This is a genomic window from Bacillus sp. cl95 (genome assembly GCF_900115925.1).
Taxonomy (GTDB): Bacteria; Bacillota; Bacilli; order Bacillales; family Cytobacillaceae; genus Neobacillus_A.
In genome coordinates this window covers 179,224-196,091 of the sequence record NZ_FOYF01000001.1, presented here as the reverse complement: position 1 = coordinate 196,091, position 16,868 = coordinate 179,224, and the positions used below count along the sequence as shown (strand labels likewise).

The window sequence follows — 16,868 nt, the reverse complement described above, 5'->3', positions numbered from 1 at the left end:
AATAATCTTCTCTAAAAATAGTTCCTTTTATAGATGTGAAATCCAATGTCTGATTATGAATAGTCTATGACTCCATCTATAACACGCGTACTCCTTATAGATTTGCTTTTACATAAAGAAATATTCATTGAAGGAGGACATTATTGAAGGATGTTGAAAAGTTGTAGATGAGAATATACCACATTTTAATGATAGATTCGCACTCGTTTCTATGCTACATTAAAGTGGAGAAGTGAATGAGGAGGGGGATAAAATGGTGAAAGTTATTCTATTTGATGTAGATGGTGTTTTACTTAGTGAAGAACACTATTTTGATGCATCTGCTCTTACAGTTTGGGAGTTGTTTATAAGTAAAAACTATTTAAGTCTCGCTCCAGAAAGATTTACGACAAATTACAATTCAAAAGAAATTGCTGACATCCGTTCGAGAGTTTTTCAAGATGACCAGGTTCTCGAGTTCCTAAAGTCGAAGGGCCTAAATGCAAACTGGGATATGATTTATTTAACGGTAAGTTATCAGTTGATACACTTGCTAGAGCAAGTGAAGGATCAAGAATCTGAAAAAATCAAGGCATGGCTTCAAAAAGGGATTGACCGCCAGACCTTACTTGATATTGGTGATGTTTTGAACCAATACGAAGTGAATTTGAACTTCGAAAGTTTTGTTGAAGGATTTGAAGCGGCCGGAGAATCTAAACAGGGATTGTTCAAGCATCTTGATACGATAGCCTTTGAAAAGTTGAGTATAGAAACGAAGATTTTTTCTGAAGACAGGACTTTGTGGTCAGTCGGAGAACATATTTCACAAGAATGGTATGTAGGCGATGAGCATGTATTAGCCTCGACTGGAAGATCTTCTGTACAAACAGGAAAAAAAGGATTTCTTACAGATGAAATGACACTTTGTCCTCGAGAAGAAATTGATGAACTATTTAGTAAATTACTTACAAAAGGTCTCAAGATCGGCATTGGTACGGGAAGACCCGAACTTGAGACGATACAGCCTTTTACACATCTAGATTGGCTTAAGCATTTTGATGCGAATCATATTGTTACTGCCGATGACGTTTTAAAGGCAGAGATGGAGTTTCCCGATTTTCGGCCTTTGTCTAAACCTAATCCTTTTACATATGTTCTTGGATTAAATGGTCGTCACTCAGGTGCGCAAAAAAGTTTGGAGTCTAATCTCCCCCTTGAGAATCGTGACGAAATACTGATTGTAGGAGATTCCCTTGCAGATTTGTTGGCGGCTAGAAAAATCGGGTGTAAGTTTGCAGCTGTTTTGACAGGTTTATCTGGACAAAACGCACGAAGCGAATTTGAAAAAAATGGAGCGGACTACATATTGAATAACGTCCTCGAGTTAGCAGATTTATTATTAAAAGAAAACTAGAGTATGTATTAGAAGTGCGATTCTGTAGGATGAATTGCACTTCTTTTTTACTTGGGTTGTTTTCTGAAAATTAAGAACAAAGTATATCCATCTAAAACCACCGCATATTTTAGAAAAATCCAGCAAATATTCTTATTTTCCAGCAAATCATTCAAAAAACATCCCAAATATGAAAAAGCTCAACTCCGTTAAAATACATTGGCTTAAATTGAAATTTTAATGCTTAAATACCTGACTGGAAAATGGAAAATTTTATGTAGCCGTGGTTGATGTGATGCTATAATAGATAATCGAACAGAAAATTCAAACAAAAAGAGGTGTTTCCTTCGAAAAAATATTTATTTGGTGCTGTATTTGTAGTGGCATTCATCCTATACGTCGATCACTTCTATAAGAATACTGAAAGCAATACTGCTGAAAGCGCTCATCCAGTGGTTAAGAAAGATTCTGAACAACCCAAACAAGAGCAAAAAGAGGTGGAAGTTGATATTACCACAATCATCAAAAAAATATCCGTTCCTTTACCGGAAGGTATATTTGCAACTCTCCGTGGCAGATCTTTATATCTTTCACCAGATGCACAAATAACGGAACCAAGAGCTGTGATGGCATTTGTGGCTTATGAAATTTGGTATGAAAATGCGGGTAATTCGAGATTCGATCCCTCAATGAAAGATATGGAACAAACATTAAAAGATGCAAAAAGCGATCAAAACAGAGCGTTTCATAGAGAAGAATGGGTGCGAAAAGGAATAAGTGAAGAACAGTATTGGCAAGAATTCGAAACACAAGTAGAAAAAGAATTAAGAACTTGGAAATATCTCCATCATATGATTGGAGAGCCTTCAGAAGTGGGAGGAGCCGAGTTCAAAAAGGCCATGAATGACTTTATCGTCAAAACATTCATTAACCACCAAACCGTCATTCAAATCAATGAAAACATGATCTCTTTTTAAAAGCATAAACCCATTTTAGGAGGTTCATATGTTAGTAGATTTACAACTAGTTAAAGGAAGAATTCCTTTCTTACAAAATGCAATCGAAATGGAAGAAATCAAAAAAGGATATTCTTTTGATAAAAAATACGTGGTTCACAATCAAGATGGTCAAAAGTATTTGCTAAGGACTGCTACACTCGATAAATTAGAGAGAAAACAAGCTGAGTTTGAGTTATTGAAGGAAATGAAACGACTAGATGTGCAAACATCTAAACCTATTGATATTGGAAAGTGGGAAGACATGCAACTTTGTTATTACATCCTTTCTTTTATCGAAGGGAAGGATGCACGAGAGGCATTGTCGGGCTTAACGATAAAGGAGCAATACACAATAGGTTATACAGCCGGTAAAGACATGGCGAAAATCAATACATATCCTGCTCCAGCTTCCGTCGAACCATGGGTTGAACGGATTGTTAAGAAACATAAACGATACCTCGCTGCATATGCAACTTGTGGCGTCGAAATCCGTCACGTTGATAAGATTCAAGCCTTCATTGACGAAAACATCCACTACTTAAATAATCGCCCAAATATGCTCCAACACGATGATTTCCATGTAGGAAATCTCATTGTGAATGAGCGTCAGTATGCAGGAACGGTTGATTTTGATCGTTATGACTGGGGAGATCCTTACTTCGATTTTGTAAAAGTAGGATTGTTTAGCAGTGAGGTTAGTGTTCCATTCTGTAAAGGCCAATTAAGCGGCTATTTTGGGGAAGAAATCCCAGAAGATTTTTGGAGAATCTATTCCATTTACATGGCGATGACCATTTTTTCTGCTGTTGTATGGACTGTGAAAGAGTCACCACATCAAATAGATGAAATGATGAAGCGAGTAAATAGGATTTTAGATGAACATGGTTATTTCGACAACGGCACTCCTGTGTGGTTTTATAATTAAATCTTATTATCGTGCATTAGAATTTCGTCATTTCACTTATCATAAAATGCAATTAAACTAAAGGTATGCTCAAAATGAGGGTGAAATCATGAAAAATAGAGCGCTTTATTTATCGGGTACCTTTATAAACGGGTTCGGAGATGGCATCCAACAAGTTACGATGATGTGGTATATTTATCAGCTTACTGGTAAGGCATCTTCAATTGGATTGATGATTGCCATCTATTATCTACCTAGCATGATATTGACTCCGTTTGTTTCTGTATATGTTGATCACCGTGTTTCAAAAAAGTTGGTTGTCATAACCGATTTCATTAGATTCTTGCTCGTTTTTATAATGGCTGCAAGTATTTTTCTTAATATGGAGTCCGCTGCGATTTTCTATAGTCTGCAATTTCTGTTAGCCGTCTGCTATACCGTCTATAAGCCGGCTTCACAGGCATTTATTAAGGAATCATTCACAGACATTGAAATTCCTTTCGTCATATCAAAAGCATCCTCGCTGAATGAAGCTGCACTGATTGCTGGTACGGGTATCTCTGGAGTTCTACTTGTCAAATTATCTCTAACAGTGAGTTTCCTTGCCAATGCGCTTACTTTCCTGATTGCCGCTTTGTTCTTTTTCTATATGAAGTCTGTAAGAGTTCGGGAAACGAAAAATTTAAAAATCGTTTTTATCCAAGAATTAAATTCTGGGTGGAAATTTATCAATCTCCATGAGGGCATGAAATACTTACTATTCTTGTCTATTTTGAACAGTATCAGTATCCAAATGACCACTACGATCATGTTGCCATTAGCTATGCAATTTGGGGGTTCAAGTGAATTATATTCTTTCTTTGAAATGGCATTTGCTGTAGGCGGAATCTTATCAGGAATAGTCATTACCTATTTTCTACAGCAATTAGAGAGGAAAATTGTGCTTTTGACCATGGGAGGAATGATGACAGGTGCTATCCTGCTAGCGGTGATGAATGCTCCTTCATTGGCTGTGTTTAGTATTTTTGTCATTGGCTTGTTTACAATGGGCCATCTCGTTACAATACAAACGCTTATTCAACTAAACACTCCTAGAGAATTTATCGGCAGGGTCGTTGGGTTAAGAACGATTCTTGCTTCTTTTATAAAAATAACCTCAGCCCTCGCAACAGGTTTCCTCATTTCTGAAATAGGCATCAAGATGATACTAATGACATTTGCGGGGATGATGTTCTTGAGTTTATTTACTTTTAGAAAGATGAAAAAAGTGCAAATACCTGGAGCAACTTATGAATGATGAGAGTTATAGAGATTGGTGATATCTTGAAGACATGGGTTTTAAGATTAAAAGAGAATAAAATTTTAAGAAATATGATTTTGCTTGGTCTCCTAATCGTGTTGTATTGTCTCCCTCAAGATTGGAGTTACCTCGAGTTGATTTACGTGATGATACTGTTTCTGATTGCCTTCATATCTACATATATTGAGAAGGAATCCATTTCAAAAGGATTATTTCTCTCGTTGTATGTTACAAGTATTATCGTGATAGTTAGTTTAGCGACGGTTAGTTTATTTCCAGCTATATCATCTATTAATTTGATAGTGGTTATGGGGTTTACTGGTTTTTTGTGTACCTATTTAATCGGTTAAGATGAGAGAAAGCAGGAGGGAATATGAAAAGGAAAATCGTTTTTACAGGCGGAGGATCCGCCGGGCATGTTACGCCAAATATGGCTATAATGAATGAACTTGATAAGAATAAATGGGATATTCAATATATTGGCTCTAAAAATGGTATAGAAAAAGAGTTGATTGAAAAGTTGAACGTTCCTTATCATGCTATTTCAAGTGGTAAACTGAGACGATATATGAGTTTTGAAAATATAAAGGATATTTTTAAAGTAGCCAAGGGTTGCTTTGAAGCGCGAAGTATTATTAAAAAAATAAAACCTGATCTTATTTTTTCAAAAGGTGGTTTTGTCTCTGTTCCTGTCATAGTAGCCGCAAGTTCTCTCAAGATCCCAATATATATTCACGAAAGTGATATGACGCCAGGGCTTGCGAATAAGATATCGCAGAGATTTGCATCGAAGATTTTCACTTCATTTGAGGAAGCAAAGCTTCATTTTCCTAGTGAAAAAACAATGGTAATCGGCTCTCCTATCAGGAACGAAATCCTTAAGGGTTCTGCCCAAAAAGGAAGGGCGTTCTTGGGTTTTCATGATAAAAGCCCGATTTTAACCATCATGGGAGGAAGCTTAGGGGCTAAGAAAATTAACGAAACAGTCAGGGCATCGCTGGATGATTTAGAATCACAGTTTCAAATCGTCCATTTATGTGGGAAAGATAATCTTGATGCCAGCTTATTGAGTAGAGCGCGTTATAAACAGTATGAATATGTTCACGATGAATTATCGGATATACTTGCAGCGACAGATTTTATTATCACTAGAGGCGGCTCAAATGCCATCTTTGAATTTCTTGCACTGCGAAAGCCGATGATGATTATTCCGTTAAGTAAAAATCAAAGTCGTGGTGACCAAATTCTGAACGCAAAGGCATTTGAAGAAAAAGGCTATGCCATCAAGTTAGAAGAAGAAAATTTAGACAGCGTGGCTCTATTAGATGGATTGAAAAATTTAATGGATAATAGTGATCATATGAAGGAAGCAATGGCGGCTTCGAATCAGAGTAATGCATTAAACGTATTGGTAACTGAAATAAATAGAGGAGATTCAAGATTATGAGAGGGGTAGAAGTTCTAGCTTATCAGGAATGTTGGAAAGATCTCTTTATAGAGGAAGCTAAATTGCTCCAACAGATTTTTGGGGATGAATTAGTAGCCATTCATCATATCGGAAGTACATCTGTGGAGGGACTAAGTGCTAAGCCCATCATCGACATGATGCCGGTTGTAAAAGATATTTCACGTGTAGACTTGTATGATAAAGAAATGATCGAGTTAGGCTACAACCCAAAAGGTGAATTTGGAATCGAAGGTCGCCGTTACTTCAATAAAGGGGGAGACGCGCGTTCCCACCATGTACATGTTTTCGAGGTTGGAAGTCCTAATATTGTACGTCATATTGCTTTTCGAGATTATTTACGAGAACATCCGGAAAACGCAAAACAGTACGGGGACTTAAAATCAAGTTTGGCAGCTGCATTTCCGAATGATATGGAGTCATATATCAATGGAAAAAATGATTTCGTGAAAAAAACGGAGCGAGATGCGGTGAAATGGTACGAATCTAGGGAGAAAAAATAAGATTTAGTGGGTTTTATTTCTTTATATGTAAAATTGTGTATTGAACTTGAGTTGGTAGGTAATTATGTAAGCCATTTTCAAATATGTAATCGCCTGTTTTTTGAGCCTATCTGACATTTACAAAAATGTTTTCGCAAACGTCACGCAGAAGTCACATTCATACAAACACCCCAAATCCATACCCAATATCCGAGAGCCCATCGCACAAACAGCGAGGGGCTCTATTTTTTATATACCGTTCAATTCAAGCAATTGAGCTGCGGCTAATCCTTCGATGGCCTCTAGTGAACTTAAGATTTCATGTGTTATTTTCTTATCAAGTGTAAGCACCATAATCGCTTCGCCACCGACATCAGCACGACCAACTTGCATCGTGCCAATATTGATGCCATAATCGCCGAGCAATGATCCGACCTTTCCAATCATCCCTGGTACGTCTTGATGTGTAATGAATAAAAGGAAATTTTCCGGTTTCACATCAATTCGATATTGGTTCATCTTAACGATTCGACCACCGTATCCATTTAAGACAGTCGCACCGATTACTGCACGACGATCACCCTTATGGACTGTGAACTCTATTAAGTTTGCAAAGCCCTTGTTCGCCGTATTCTTTTGCACATTATGGGTCACACCTTGCTCTTTCAACAAGTGAAGCGCATTAATAAGATTTACCGAATCGCTCAAGTGGTGAGCGAGTAGACCTTTGATCATTGCTCTTGTTAAGAGGTCGGTATCTTCATCTACTAAATCCCCATAGTAGTTAATTTCAATCTTTTCCGGAGCGGCATTCAGCAATTGAACCGCTAACTGTCCAACTTGTTCTCCGAGCTTCATATACGGTTGCATTTTTAACTGTGTTTCACCAGAAATCTGAGGCATGTTTATGGCATGGCGAATCACTTTTGATTCAAGAATTTCAATAATTTCCTCGCTGACTTCCAACGCAACTTTTTCCTGTGCTTCTACAGTAGACGCACCTAGGTGAGGTGTCATGATGATTTGGGAATGATGAAGCAATCCTCCATTTGTCGGTGGTTCGGTTTGAAACACGTCTAAGGCTGCCCCAGCGACTAGACCAGTAGCAATAGCCTTTACCAAAGCATCTTCATCGATAATGCCACCGCGGGCGCAATTGACGATTCTGACACCTGGTTTCGTTTTGCTTAAGTATTCTTCGTTAATGAGAAGCTTTGTCGCACTTGTCAATGGAGTATGAATCGTAATGAAATCAGACTCGGTAGCTATCTCATCTAAAGATGCTTTCTGAATTCCAAGCTTTTGTGATCTTTCCTCAGTGAAATAAGGATCAAAGCCGAGGATATTCATTCCGAAGCTTTTCGCACGCTTTGCGACTTCTGTGCCGATTTTACCCATACCGATGACACCTAAAGTCTTTCGGTATAGTTCGACCCCTTGAAATGCGCCACGATTCCATTCACCTTTTGACGTTATTTCGTGTGCCTGTGGAATATTTCTTGCCAGTGCAAGTAACATTGCGAGCGTATGCTCAGTCGCTGCAATCGTATTAGCACCGGGCGCATTAATCACGACCACGCCTTTTCTTGTGGCAGCATTTACGTCTATATTATCAACCCCAACTCCAGCACGGGCAATGACTTGAAGGTTTGTTGCGTGCTCTAGAAGTTCGGCTGTAACTTGAGTTTGGCTTCGAACAATGAGTGCATCATACTGGCCAATGATTTCGCTTAGCTCCTCAAATGGAAGAGAAGGCTGTTTTTCAACGATAAAATGGGGATGCTCATATAAATGGATAAGTCCAGAATCACTAATATTGTCGGTTACGAGAACTTTATACATGATCGATCCAAACCTCCTGTGCTTTTGAAGTAGCAACACCAAGTACTTGATTTCCTTGTAGCTTTTGTAAACTCATTTCAAAGGCGGACAATACTTTAAGGACGTCAAAAGGCGTGCAATATCCCATATGACCAATCCTAGCAATCTCTCCTTTTAGCTTTCCTTGACCGCCAGCTAGGCTGACAGCAAAGTCTTCCTGCAACGACTTTTTGATTTGTTTGATTAACGGATTTCTCGTTTCAAATGCTGTTACAGTAGGGGAAGCAACCGTATCTGAAGTCAAAAGCGGTAATTCTAAGGCTTGAAGACCTCTACGAACCATATTTCTTAAAAGTTCATGCCTGAGAATCACATTTTCAAGTCCTTCTTCTTCCAACATATTACAGACTTCCAAAGCTCCATAGATTAGGGATACAGCTGGTGTGAATGGTGTTGATTTTTCTTTTTCATATGAAGAATGGTAGCGATTCAGATCTAAATAGAATCTCTTTGCCTTACATTCCTTAAATGCAACTACTGCACGCTCACTGCTTGCGACAAAGGCGAGTCCGGGAGGGAGCATAAGCGCTTTTTGTGAACCTGCCACAACAACATCGATATCCCAACCCACCATATTCACGTGTATGGCACCAATGCAACTTACCCCATCAACGATGAAAAGGGCATCACTATGATCCTTTACGACTTTTCCTAAATTTTGAATTGGATTCAGTACCCCGGTAGAAGTTTCGCAATACGTGGCGATCACTGCTTTCAGTTTGCAATTGATTTTTTTCAAAAAACTCTCAAGTTCATCTGGTGAACAAGATCTTCCCCATTGAATGTCGAGGCGATGTACTTCGGCGCCAAAGGCTTCACATATACTTGCAAAACGATCACCAAAGGCTCCGGTGACTATCACCACAACGTGATCACCTTCTTCAATCACATTTGCAGCCGCCGTTTCCAATGCCGCCGTTCCGCTTCCTGAAATAATGGTCACAGGATTAGCAGAGCCGAAGACCGGCATTAACCTTGTTGCAACTTCCTCAAGGAGGAGTGGGAATTCCTGACTGCGGTGACCAATCATCGGCCTATTCATCGCGTACTTGACCCTTTCCGGAATGGGGGTTGGTCCTGGAGTAAACAAATATTGCTGATCGATTAGCATTAACGACGACATCCTTTCTTTTTGAAGGTAAAGAATTCTTGGATAAAAATAAAAAACGCCCCTCATAACAGACATAGTTGTCGTGTTATAAGGGACGTGGAAATACGTGGTGCCACCCTTGTTCGTTACAAATATCGTAACCTCAATAAAATTAACGGCTTACACCGTGCCAACCTACTTATTGTTCGGTTCGCCAGTTCAGAAGCGCTCGGTACATTAAGGACAGGCATCGGTTCACAGCTACCACCGACTCTCTGAAGCCAATCGTTAACACCATCTTCGTCATCACTTTTATTATTTGATTTTGAATATACTGAACATTCTACATCGCTTATTTAACGTTGTAAAGGGATAAAATTATTTTTTATAAAAAGAACACTTATAAACTATATTGTGGGAAAATTGACAAAATGACTAATATTTTACAAAAAATGAGTCCGCGATTAATGTAGAATCGTCTGTTTGTTAGGAAGGAAATGAGGTGGCTGTAGTGGAGGAGTTTTTAAAATATGAAAGAAATACAGAATTCGATTTTGAAGAATTAGTGATTCAACACGTGAATGACATTCGCAAGTTAATTTACTCCTATGTAAAAAATCATCAAACAACGGAGGATTTAGAAAAACTATTGGAAGTATTCCGCAGAAAAGAAACTTGCTTATGATTATTTGGAACCTGCTTCACAAAAGACGGTGAAAAGCTGGAAGTGGGCTGACGTTTATAACTTCACAGCAGAAAGTACGAAGGAAATTTGGGATGAAGAGTCTGAACAACATACTAATATTAAAGGGATAGAAACTCTCGAGGTTACTTTTAAGACCACAGATGACGGCGCGTTAGGCCCACTTCATGTATATCTTGATAAAAAAACAAAGAAAGTCCTAGGAATAGCATTGAGGAAATAATCAAAAAGGTGGATAAAGATGATTTCATTAAAACCTATTACAAAAGAAAATTGGCGTGACGCAATTAACTTAGAGGTCCATGAGCAACAGAAAGAATTTATTGCATCAAATACGTATTCTATCGCTCAGGTCCAATTTTTAGAAGATTTTAAGGCCATGGGAGTCTATTTAGAAGACAAAATGATTGGATTTGCCATGTACGGAATTGACGAAGATGATTACCATTATTGGATTTACAGACTGATGATCCAAAAAGAACTTCAAGGCAAGGGGTATGGTCTCATGGCCTTGCAAGATGTGATTGCGGATATTAAGCAGAACAATAAGATGCAAAAACCTCATATTACAATCGGCTATCATCCTGAAAATGAAGGTGCAAGGCATACTTACAAAAGGGCGGGCTTCGTTGAAACAAGAATCGCTCCTTGGGGAGAGCAATTAGCATTGCTGAAAATATAGTTTGTGAGAATGTCAGAAATGGCATTCTTCTTTTGTTATTAAATTACTATGTTAAGAGGAATTATTTATGTTTACTTTACCTGAAATTAGATTAAGAGAATTGACTCTCGAAGATATTGAAGACCGCTACCTTTGGTGTTTGGATTATGAAGTGACGAAACACCTTAACATGCCTGATAAATATCCTCCAATTAGTAAAGAAGAAACAAAAATACGGCTTCTACCAGATGCATCTCAATAAGATTTGGCTTCGGGTAGAAATTGATAACGTAAGAGCAATCAAGTCATATAAAAATATGGGATAAGTAGACTTTTACTAATGATTTGTGAATCTTCGAGAATGACTCGGATGCTTGCCTCTTCTGTGAAATCTTCTATACTGATGGAATCGCCATTTTCGTTACTGAATTTAGTGTCAACGGTTATTTTAACTTGGCATGCATACCCAATATCTTCTCGTTCAATAAAATTGCTTTTGTTCAATTCCTGTGCGCAATCCATTGCTATTACGTCTTTTTGAATGCTTTGAATTTTCCCTTTAAAGGATTTTGAACCTACGCAACTTGCCAAAAGCAATGTGAAAAGAAAAGTCGCTATTATTTTTCTAGCCATTCACTTAACTCCTCAGTAGTTTTAAGAGTGCCTTACTTATGACTCTCTTTTTCAATAACACCCACAATGGTGTCGGTATCCTTTTGATTCAAATCAGCAATGCGGAAATCATCCTGTACAACCATAGATGACTTCATGTCAGCGGCTATCCATATCGAGTAAGAGGCGGATTTGTCCCCATTATTAGAATCTTTCTTAAAAAATCCAAATTGATAGTCAGGGTTTCGTGCGATATCGATAGCTCCTTTTTCCCAACTTGCATTTTCAAGGATTTTACTTATTGCTTTTACCTTTTCCTCATCCTCGATTATGTTAAATCCTCTTCCATATTCTTAGTTTCATTGAGCTTAAAAAACTTTTATGATTTGGTCCTCATTCTTTAGGCAACCAGTCACAATCATAATAGCAATTACTACGACCAATAACATTCAAAAACGCTTCATATAATGTTCTCCCACCTCTCAGCGCTACCATCGTGAACATTGAGAATATCTGCCTCTGATTGAGCGTGCCGTATCAAAAGTATTTGCACGTATTCCTCCTGCAAAAGTTATTGGTCTCAGATATTGTCATAATTTTACATTATCATCAAAGCATTTAAAATACATATATTTTTTTCATTCGTTACTGCAAAAATGGAATCATAAGGAATGTTGGCGGAAATATTTGTCATGTGTTATATTTAAGTTAACTTAAATATTAATTTCATTAATGTATATAGATTTAGATGTAAAAAAAAGGGGAGAAATCACATGTGGATTTCAAAAGAAATATTAATTGTGATTGAAATGATTTTGATAATCATGGCAATTTGGAGGATTGTAAAGTTTATTGGTTTCTTTAGGCAAACTAGCTCTTCCTTAAATTTTGAAGAAAGAGTGGAAGAGTCTTTTAAGAAGCAATTCAAAAGTAAGATCCTAGTCACGCTACTTACGAGGGAAGTTTCTATCTATTATTACCTTTTTACCAAACAGCCTGCTGTTGATAATGGTTACACTTACTACAAGAAAATAGGTTATGGCGGCATAATCGGAGCATTTATTGGAGTGATGGTACTTGAAGGGATAGGAGTTTCTTACTTTCTTCATAGCTGGAATAAAGCTCTAGCAATTATTCACTTGATTATGAGTATTTATCTTATTGTATATCTTGTCGCCGATTTCAAGGCAATTAAAAGAAATCCAATAACCTTAAAGGATGGTAAATTAAGAATTAAACTAGGTTTAAGGATAAAGGCCGAGGTAGATTTAAATAATATTGAAAGTATTTCAAGTAGTAGAATCCACTATGAGGAGGATAAAAAGAAGCGGGATGTATTAGATTTGAATCTGATTGGGTTCGATGATCCTGATTTTGAAATCGTTTTAAAAGAGCCAGTTCGGATAAAAGATTTTATCGGCAGAGAATATCCAATCAAAAAGATATACTTATCTATTGATGAAAAAGAGAATTTTTCCAATGAATGTACTCGTTTGATTCAGTCAGCATAGTAGAGAGAACGCCTTTATTCTGGTAGGTCAGTTCAGTTACACAAATAAACAACAGATATACACAAATAAAGCGTTCAGTTACACAAAAAAAACTTACAGTTACACAAAAGAACGGCAACTCAAATGAAAAATTCAATAAAAAAGGGGAGTTTCATAAGAAAATCCCCCTTTTAAAGATTACCAGCTTCTGCCTGCTCCTCCACCACCTGAGGACCCACCTCCGCCTCCTCGTGAACCGCCGCCACCTCCGCCAAAACCGCCACGTGACAGTATGGAGAGAAGGAAAAAGGAGAGTGTTCCTCCAAAGAACATGAAATCAAGAACCACTAAGCCGATTACAATTACTATGATCAGCCATGAGGGAATTCCGAATCCTTGCGGTTGGGGTTCAGGTTCAGTTCCTTCTCCTAGGGTTAAGCCTCCCGTCACTTCATTTGCCAAAGCCTTATACGTGTTAACAATACCGACGTTTGGCTGTCCTGCTTTAAAGTGTGGGATTGCATACGTGTCAAGAATTCGTCCAGCTTTTCCATCAGGTATCGTGCCTTCTAAGCCATAACCGACTTCAATTCGAATATTTCTGTCATTCAAGGCGACAACCAGTAATACGCCGTCATCTCTTTCTTTACTGCCAATGCCATAAGACCGGAAAGCTTCATTCGCATACTCAGGCATCTCCATGTCACCTGTTGATTCAACAGTCAACACGGCGATTTGAGCTCCTGTTTTGTTTTCAACCGCTCGGCCAAGACCAATTAGTTGTTGCTTTTCATTGGGACTTAGAACGTTGGCAAAATCCTGGACATAAATGTCTCCTACAGGAGACGGAAGTTCCGATTCTGCGGCCAATGCCAGTTGACTTCCTGGTAGAATGAAAATAGTGGCAAATAAAAGGATAAGTATCCTTTTGAAAAACATTATCCATTTCCTCCGAAGTCTACTTCAGGAGCATTTTGGGATCGAGGGTCCGCTCGGAAGTATTCTTTCTTATCGAAGCCTGTGATGTTAGCGACAATCGCCCCAGGAAATCTTTTGATTTTTTTGTTGTATACGGCCACTTGATCGTTGTAATCCTTGCGAGCTACTGAAATACGATTTTCTGTACCAGCCAACTCGTCCATTAACTGTGTAAACTGAGTGTCTGCTTTTAAGTTTGGATAGTTTTCTACCACTACGAGCAATCGACTTAATGCATTTGAAAGCTCAGCATTGGCGGTTGCTTCCTCTTCAGGAGAACGAGCGCCAGCTAAGCGAGCGCGAGCGTCAGAAATTGCCGTAATCGTTTCCTTTTCGTGAGCGGCATAGCCTTTTACCGTATTAACGAGGTTTGGAATAAGGTCTAGCCTGCGTTGTAATTGGTTTTCAATTTGAGAATACGCTTGGTCAACGTCTTCTTCAGCGGTGACAAATCCGTTGTAGCTGCCCATCAACATGAATATGAGAACGGCAATAATTCCAATGATGATGAGCCATGATGCTTTAAATCCTTTTTTCATATGTGCCACTCCTTGTGAATGATTTCCTACGTATCTTTCCCTCTCTAGTAAGACTTTTAAACCAATCAATTATTTTTATCAAAAAGAGAGGGTAGGCGAAACCTACAGAAACTTCTTTCGTCTAATGGGTTAGGAGGGATTAAGATGAAGAAATATTGGACCGTAGGAGGTATTATTCTCGTATTTACGGCATTAATCGTACTATATTTTTTTACTCAGCTTAAGATTGTAAATGCATGGGATGCAAACGAAGTAAAAGTTGTACTGACTAATAAAGTATGGAAAATTCACTTCTCTGAAAAAATTACAAAGAGCAGCCTGAAACCAAGCCTCATTTACGTGACTGATGATAAAGGATTGAAGATTAAAAATGAGTTATTTCTAAGCGATGATCAAAAAACGCTCTACATTGGGCCGCCAGAAAAGGGCTATAGTTTAGAGTCTAAAATGTATACGCTTCATTTGGAAAAAGGAATTAAGTCGACACTGGGAAGAAATTTATTATTATCTAAAAAATTAATGTTTATTGTAAAAGAAACATTACCAACCATCGGATCAAAATCAAAACTAAATCAATATTTTTTGTCTGTTTTAGATGATGAGAAAAAAAGGCAGGGGTTTTTTGGCGGTGGAGTAAAAGAGGATGCGAAAAGCTCAGGTGATATGGCTAACTCGGAAGGGGTTGCTAAACAAGATGTTTCTGAGACAAACGTACAGGTGCAAGGGATTGACGAAGCCGACGTTGTCAAAACAGATGGTAATTTGATTTATCAGGCAAGCCAAAATCGAATTGACATCATTCAAGCTCTTCCAGATATGAAAAAAGTCTCTACCATTGTGTACACGAATGAATTCATGCCCGCTCAATTATTTTTACATGAAAAGCAACTAATTGTACTAGGACATCATTATGGTTATGAAGAAAAGACTAAAAAAGAAATGGCCACGGCAGATATGATTGCTCCAATGCATGATTCATTGGAAGTGTTAATTTATGATATGAGTAAACCTGAAAAACCAAAACAAATCCGGAAGATCACGCTGGAGGGCTCACTTTCAGCCGCACGGAAAATGGACGGTATGATTTATTTGGTTACCAATCACTCCCCTGATTATTGGATGCTAAATGAAAATGAGGAAATCGATATTCGTCCGAAATACTTTGACTCAGCGGCAAACTCAGAAATGAAAGCAGTCGATTATAAAAAAATTCATTACTTCCCTGATTCGAAAGCTACCAACTATACGATGATTGCCGCTTTTGACTTAAATCAGCCTAAAATGGAAGCAAACGTGTCAACTTATTTAGGTAGTGGGGACCAAATGTACATGTCAAAGAAAAATATCTATATTGCTGTTCAAAATGCATTTGAGGAACCTGTGGAAGATATGACGAAGATGGTAGCACCCGATACGAATATTTACAAATTTTCAGTGGATGGCATGAACGTGAAATTTCATAGTTCAGCGGAAGTTGAGGGTACGGTGTTAAATCAATTCTCAATGGACGAACATGATGGTTATTTTAGACTAGTCACGACAAAGGGCTTTGCATGGGATGAAACTCAGCCTTCCACTAATCAACTTTTTATCCTTGATGAAAAATTAAAGATGGCTGGCAAGTTGGAACAATTAGCTAGAGGTGAACGTATTTATTCAGCGAGGTTTATGGGTGATCGGATTTACATGGTGACCTTTAAAGAAACAGACCCTCTCTTTGTAATCGATGCAAAAGATCCGAAACAGCCCAAAGTTTTAGGGGAATTAAAGATTCCAGGCTTCAGCAACTACCTGCATCCATATGATGAAAACCATATAATTGGTTTTGGACAAGATACAAAAATTATGGATGACAAGAATTCCACAACTGGACCAAGGATTATTACGGATGGGATGAAAATTTCATTGTTCGATGTAACGGATTTGAATCATCCAGAAGAAAAATTTACGGAAATCATTGGTGGAAGAGGAACGTATTCCCCATTGAACTATGATCACAAAGCTCTTCTTTTTAACAAAAATACAAATATGTACGCATTCCCAATAAGTGTTTATCGAAATCATGAGACGAATGAATATGAACAAATATTCGAATTCCAAGGTGCCTACGTATACAATATTGATCCGTTAAACGGAATAAAGTTGAAAGCCAAATTGACTCACGTAAAAGAATTACCGATATATGAAGAATACGGAACGGGTATTACGCGTATGGTTTATATCGGAGAAACATTATATGCTCTTTCTCCTGACAAAATAACTGCGCATAATATGAAGGATTTTAAACAGATTGGGGAACTTTCTCTATTTGACGCAAATGCTTCAAAATAGAAACGGTAAATCAGAATTCCAGAGAGTTCATTTTCCTTTTTAGAGGGGAAATGGACTCTTTT

Annotated in this window: 18 protein-coding genes and 1 other annotated feature; of the genes, 13 read left to right on the top strand and 5 right to left on the bottom strand. The window is 38.0% G+C overall.

Annotated elements, in window-relative coordinates; translation table 11 throughout:
* The first annotated feature begins 253 nt into the window (after positions 1-253).
* The 7 genes from BMZ31_RS01020 to BMZ31_RS00990 all read left to right on the top strand — a co-directional run bounded on the left by BMZ31_RS01020 (position 254) and on the right by BMZ31_RS00990 (position 6,542).
* The gene (locus BMZ31_RS01020) at positions 254-1,393 is read left to right on the top strand and encodes an HAD family hydrolase (protein ID WP_090829870.1); all 1,140 of its coding nucleotides are present in this window, start codon (positions 254-256) and stop codon (positions 1,391-1,393) included.
* A 317-nt stretch (positions 1,394-1,710) separates the two neighbouring features.
* Entirely contained in the window at positions 1,711-2,349 is a 639-nt protein-coding gene (locus BMZ31_RS01015; protein ID WP_090829869.1) for a hypothetical protein, read from the top strand.
* Positions 2,350-2,377: 28 nt separating this feature from the next.
* Positions 2,378-3,295 carry a phosphotransferase gene (locus tag BMZ31_RS01010; RefSeq protein WP_090829868.1) on the top strand — a complete coding sequence of 306 codons (918 nt, stop codon included), beginning with the start codon at positions 2,378-2,380 and terminating at the stop codon, positions 3,293-3,295.
* 88 nt (positions 3,296-3,383) lie between these two features.
* The gene (locus BMZ31_RS01005; RefSeq protein WP_090829867.1) at positions 3,384-4,571 is read left to right on the top strand and encodes an MFS transporter; all 1,188 of its coding nucleotides are present in this window, start codon (positions 3,384-3,386) and stop codon (positions 4,569-4,571) included.
* On the top strand, positions 4,568-4,924 hold the full coding sequence (locus BMZ31_RS01000; protein ID WP_090829866.1) for a hypothetical protein: 357 nt from the start codon (positions 4,568-4,570) through the stop codon (positions 4,922-4,924). The genes BMZ31_RS01005 and BMZ31_RS01000 overlap by 4 nt, the downstream gene beginning before the upstream one ends.
* Before the next feature lie 23 nt (positions 4,925-4,947).
* A complete protein-coding gene (locus BMZ31_RS00995) occupies positions 4,948-6,021 on the top strand; it encodes an undecaprenyldiphospho-muramoylpentapeptide beta-N-acetylglucosaminyltransferase (RefSeq protein ID WP_090829865.1) in 1,074 nt (357 codons plus the stop codon).
* A complete protein-coding gene (locus tag BMZ31_RS00990) occupies positions 6,018-6,542 on the top strand; it encodes a GrpB family protein (protein ID WP_090829864.1) in 525 nt (174 codons plus the stop codon). The genes BMZ31_RS00995 and BMZ31_RS00990 overlap by 4 nt, the downstream gene beginning before the upstream one ends.
* A 228-nt stretch (positions 6,543-6,770) precedes the next feature.
* Here BMZ31_RS00990 and serA read toward each other — a convergent pair whose 3' ends face one another.
* Both serA and BMZ31_RS00980 read right to left on the bottom strand, forming a co-directional pair.
* Positions 6,771-8,363: a phosphoglycerate dehydrogenase gene (gene serA / locus BMZ31_RS00985; RefSeq protein WP_090829863.1), complete on the bottom strand. Its 1,593-nt coding sequence runs from the start codon at positions 8,361-8,363 to the stop codon at positions 6,771-6,773.
* A complete protein-coding gene (locus BMZ31_RS00980) occupies positions 8,356-9,513 on the bottom strand; it encodes a pyridoxal-phosphate-dependent aminotransferase family protein (protein WP_090829862.1) in 1,158 nt (385 codons plus the stop codon). The genes serA and BMZ31_RS00980 overlap by 8 nt, the downstream gene beginning before the upstream one ends.
* Positions 9,514-9,600: 87 nt before the next feature.
* Positions 9,601-9,808 (bottom strand) — a binding site (T-box leader).
* Positions 9,809-10,003: 195 nt separating this feature from the next.
* Between BMZ31_RS00980 and BMZ31_RS20195 the strand changes: the two genes are divergently transcribed.
* The 4 genes from BMZ31_RS20195 to BMZ31_RS20185 all read left to right on the top strand — a co-directional run bounded on the left by BMZ31_RS20195 (position 10,004) and on the right by BMZ31_RS20185 (position 11,118).
* Positions 10,004-10,177: a hypothetical protein gene (locus BMZ31_RS20195; RefSeq protein ID WP_175480285.1), complete on the top strand. Its 174-nt coding sequence runs from the start codon at positions 10,004-10,006 to the stop codon at positions 10,175-10,177.
* A 4-nt stretch (positions 10,178-10,181) separates the two neighbouring features.
* Positions 10,182-10,418 carry a hypothetical protein gene (locus tag BMZ31_RS20190; protein ID WP_090829860.1) on the top strand — a complete coding sequence of 79 codons (237 nt, stop codon included), beginning with the start codon at positions 10,182-10,184 and terminating at the stop codon, positions 10,416-10,418.
* Between the two features lie 12 nt (positions 10,419-10,430).
* Positions 10,431-10,877 carry a GNAT family N-acetyltransferase gene (locus BMZ31_RS00965; RefSeq protein WP_090829859.1) on the top strand — a complete coding sequence of 149 codons (447 nt, stop codon included), beginning with the start codon at positions 10,431-10,433 and terminating at the stop codon, positions 10,875-10,877.
* A 67-nt stretch (positions 10,878-10,944) separates the two neighbouring features.
* Positions 10,945-11,118, top strand: coding sequence for a hypothetical protein (locus BMZ31_RS20185; RefSeq protein WP_175477968.1), 174 nt, complete (start codon positions 10,945-10,947; stop codon positions 11,116-11,118).
* A gap of 38 nt (positions 11,119-11,156) precedes the next feature.
* Here the strand turns inward: BMZ31_RS20185 and BMZ31_RS00960 are convergent, their stop codons facing one another.
* Complete coding sequence (locus tag BMZ31_RS00960) at positions 11,157-11,489, bottom strand: hypothetical protein (RefSeq protein WP_090829858.1); 333 nt, start codon at positions 11,487-11,489, stop codon at positions 11,157-11,159.
* A gap of 752 nt (positions 11,490-12,241) precedes the next feature.
* Here BMZ31_RS00960 and BMZ31_RS00955 point away from each other — a divergent pair.
* Positions 12,242-12,979 (top strand): hypothetical protein, encoded by a 738-nt coding sequence (locus BMZ31_RS00955; RefSeq protein ID WP_090829857.1) that lies wholly within the window; start codon positions 12,242-12,244, stop codon positions 12,977-12,979.
* A 177-nt stretch (positions 12,980-13,156) separates the two neighbouring features.
* Here BMZ31_RS00955 and BMZ31_RS00950 read toward each other — a convergent pair whose 3' ends face one another.
* Positions 13,157-13,897: a TPM domain-containing protein gene (locus BMZ31_RS00950; RefSeq protein WP_090829856.1), complete on the bottom strand. Its 741-nt coding sequence runs from the start codon at positions 13,895-13,897 to the stop codon at positions 13,157-13,159.
* The gene (locus BMZ31_RS00945) at positions 13,897-14,475 is read right to left on the bottom strand and encodes a LemA family protein (RefSeq protein WP_090829855.1); all 579 of its coding nucleotides are present in this window, start codon (positions 14,473-14,475) and stop codon (positions 13,897-13,899) included. The genes BMZ31_RS00950 and BMZ31_RS00945 overlap by 1 nt, the downstream gene beginning before the upstream one ends.
* A gap of 144 nt (positions 14,476-14,619) precedes the next feature.
* Between BMZ31_RS00945 and BMZ31_RS00940 the strand changes: the two genes are divergently transcribed.
* Positions 14,620-16,806: a beta-propeller domain-containing protein gene (locus tag BMZ31_RS00940; protein WP_090829854.1), complete on the top strand. Its 2,187-nt coding sequence runs from the start codon at positions 14,620-14,622 to the stop codon at positions 16,804-16,806.
* The last annotated feature ends 62 nt before the right edge of the window (positions 16,807-16,868 follow it).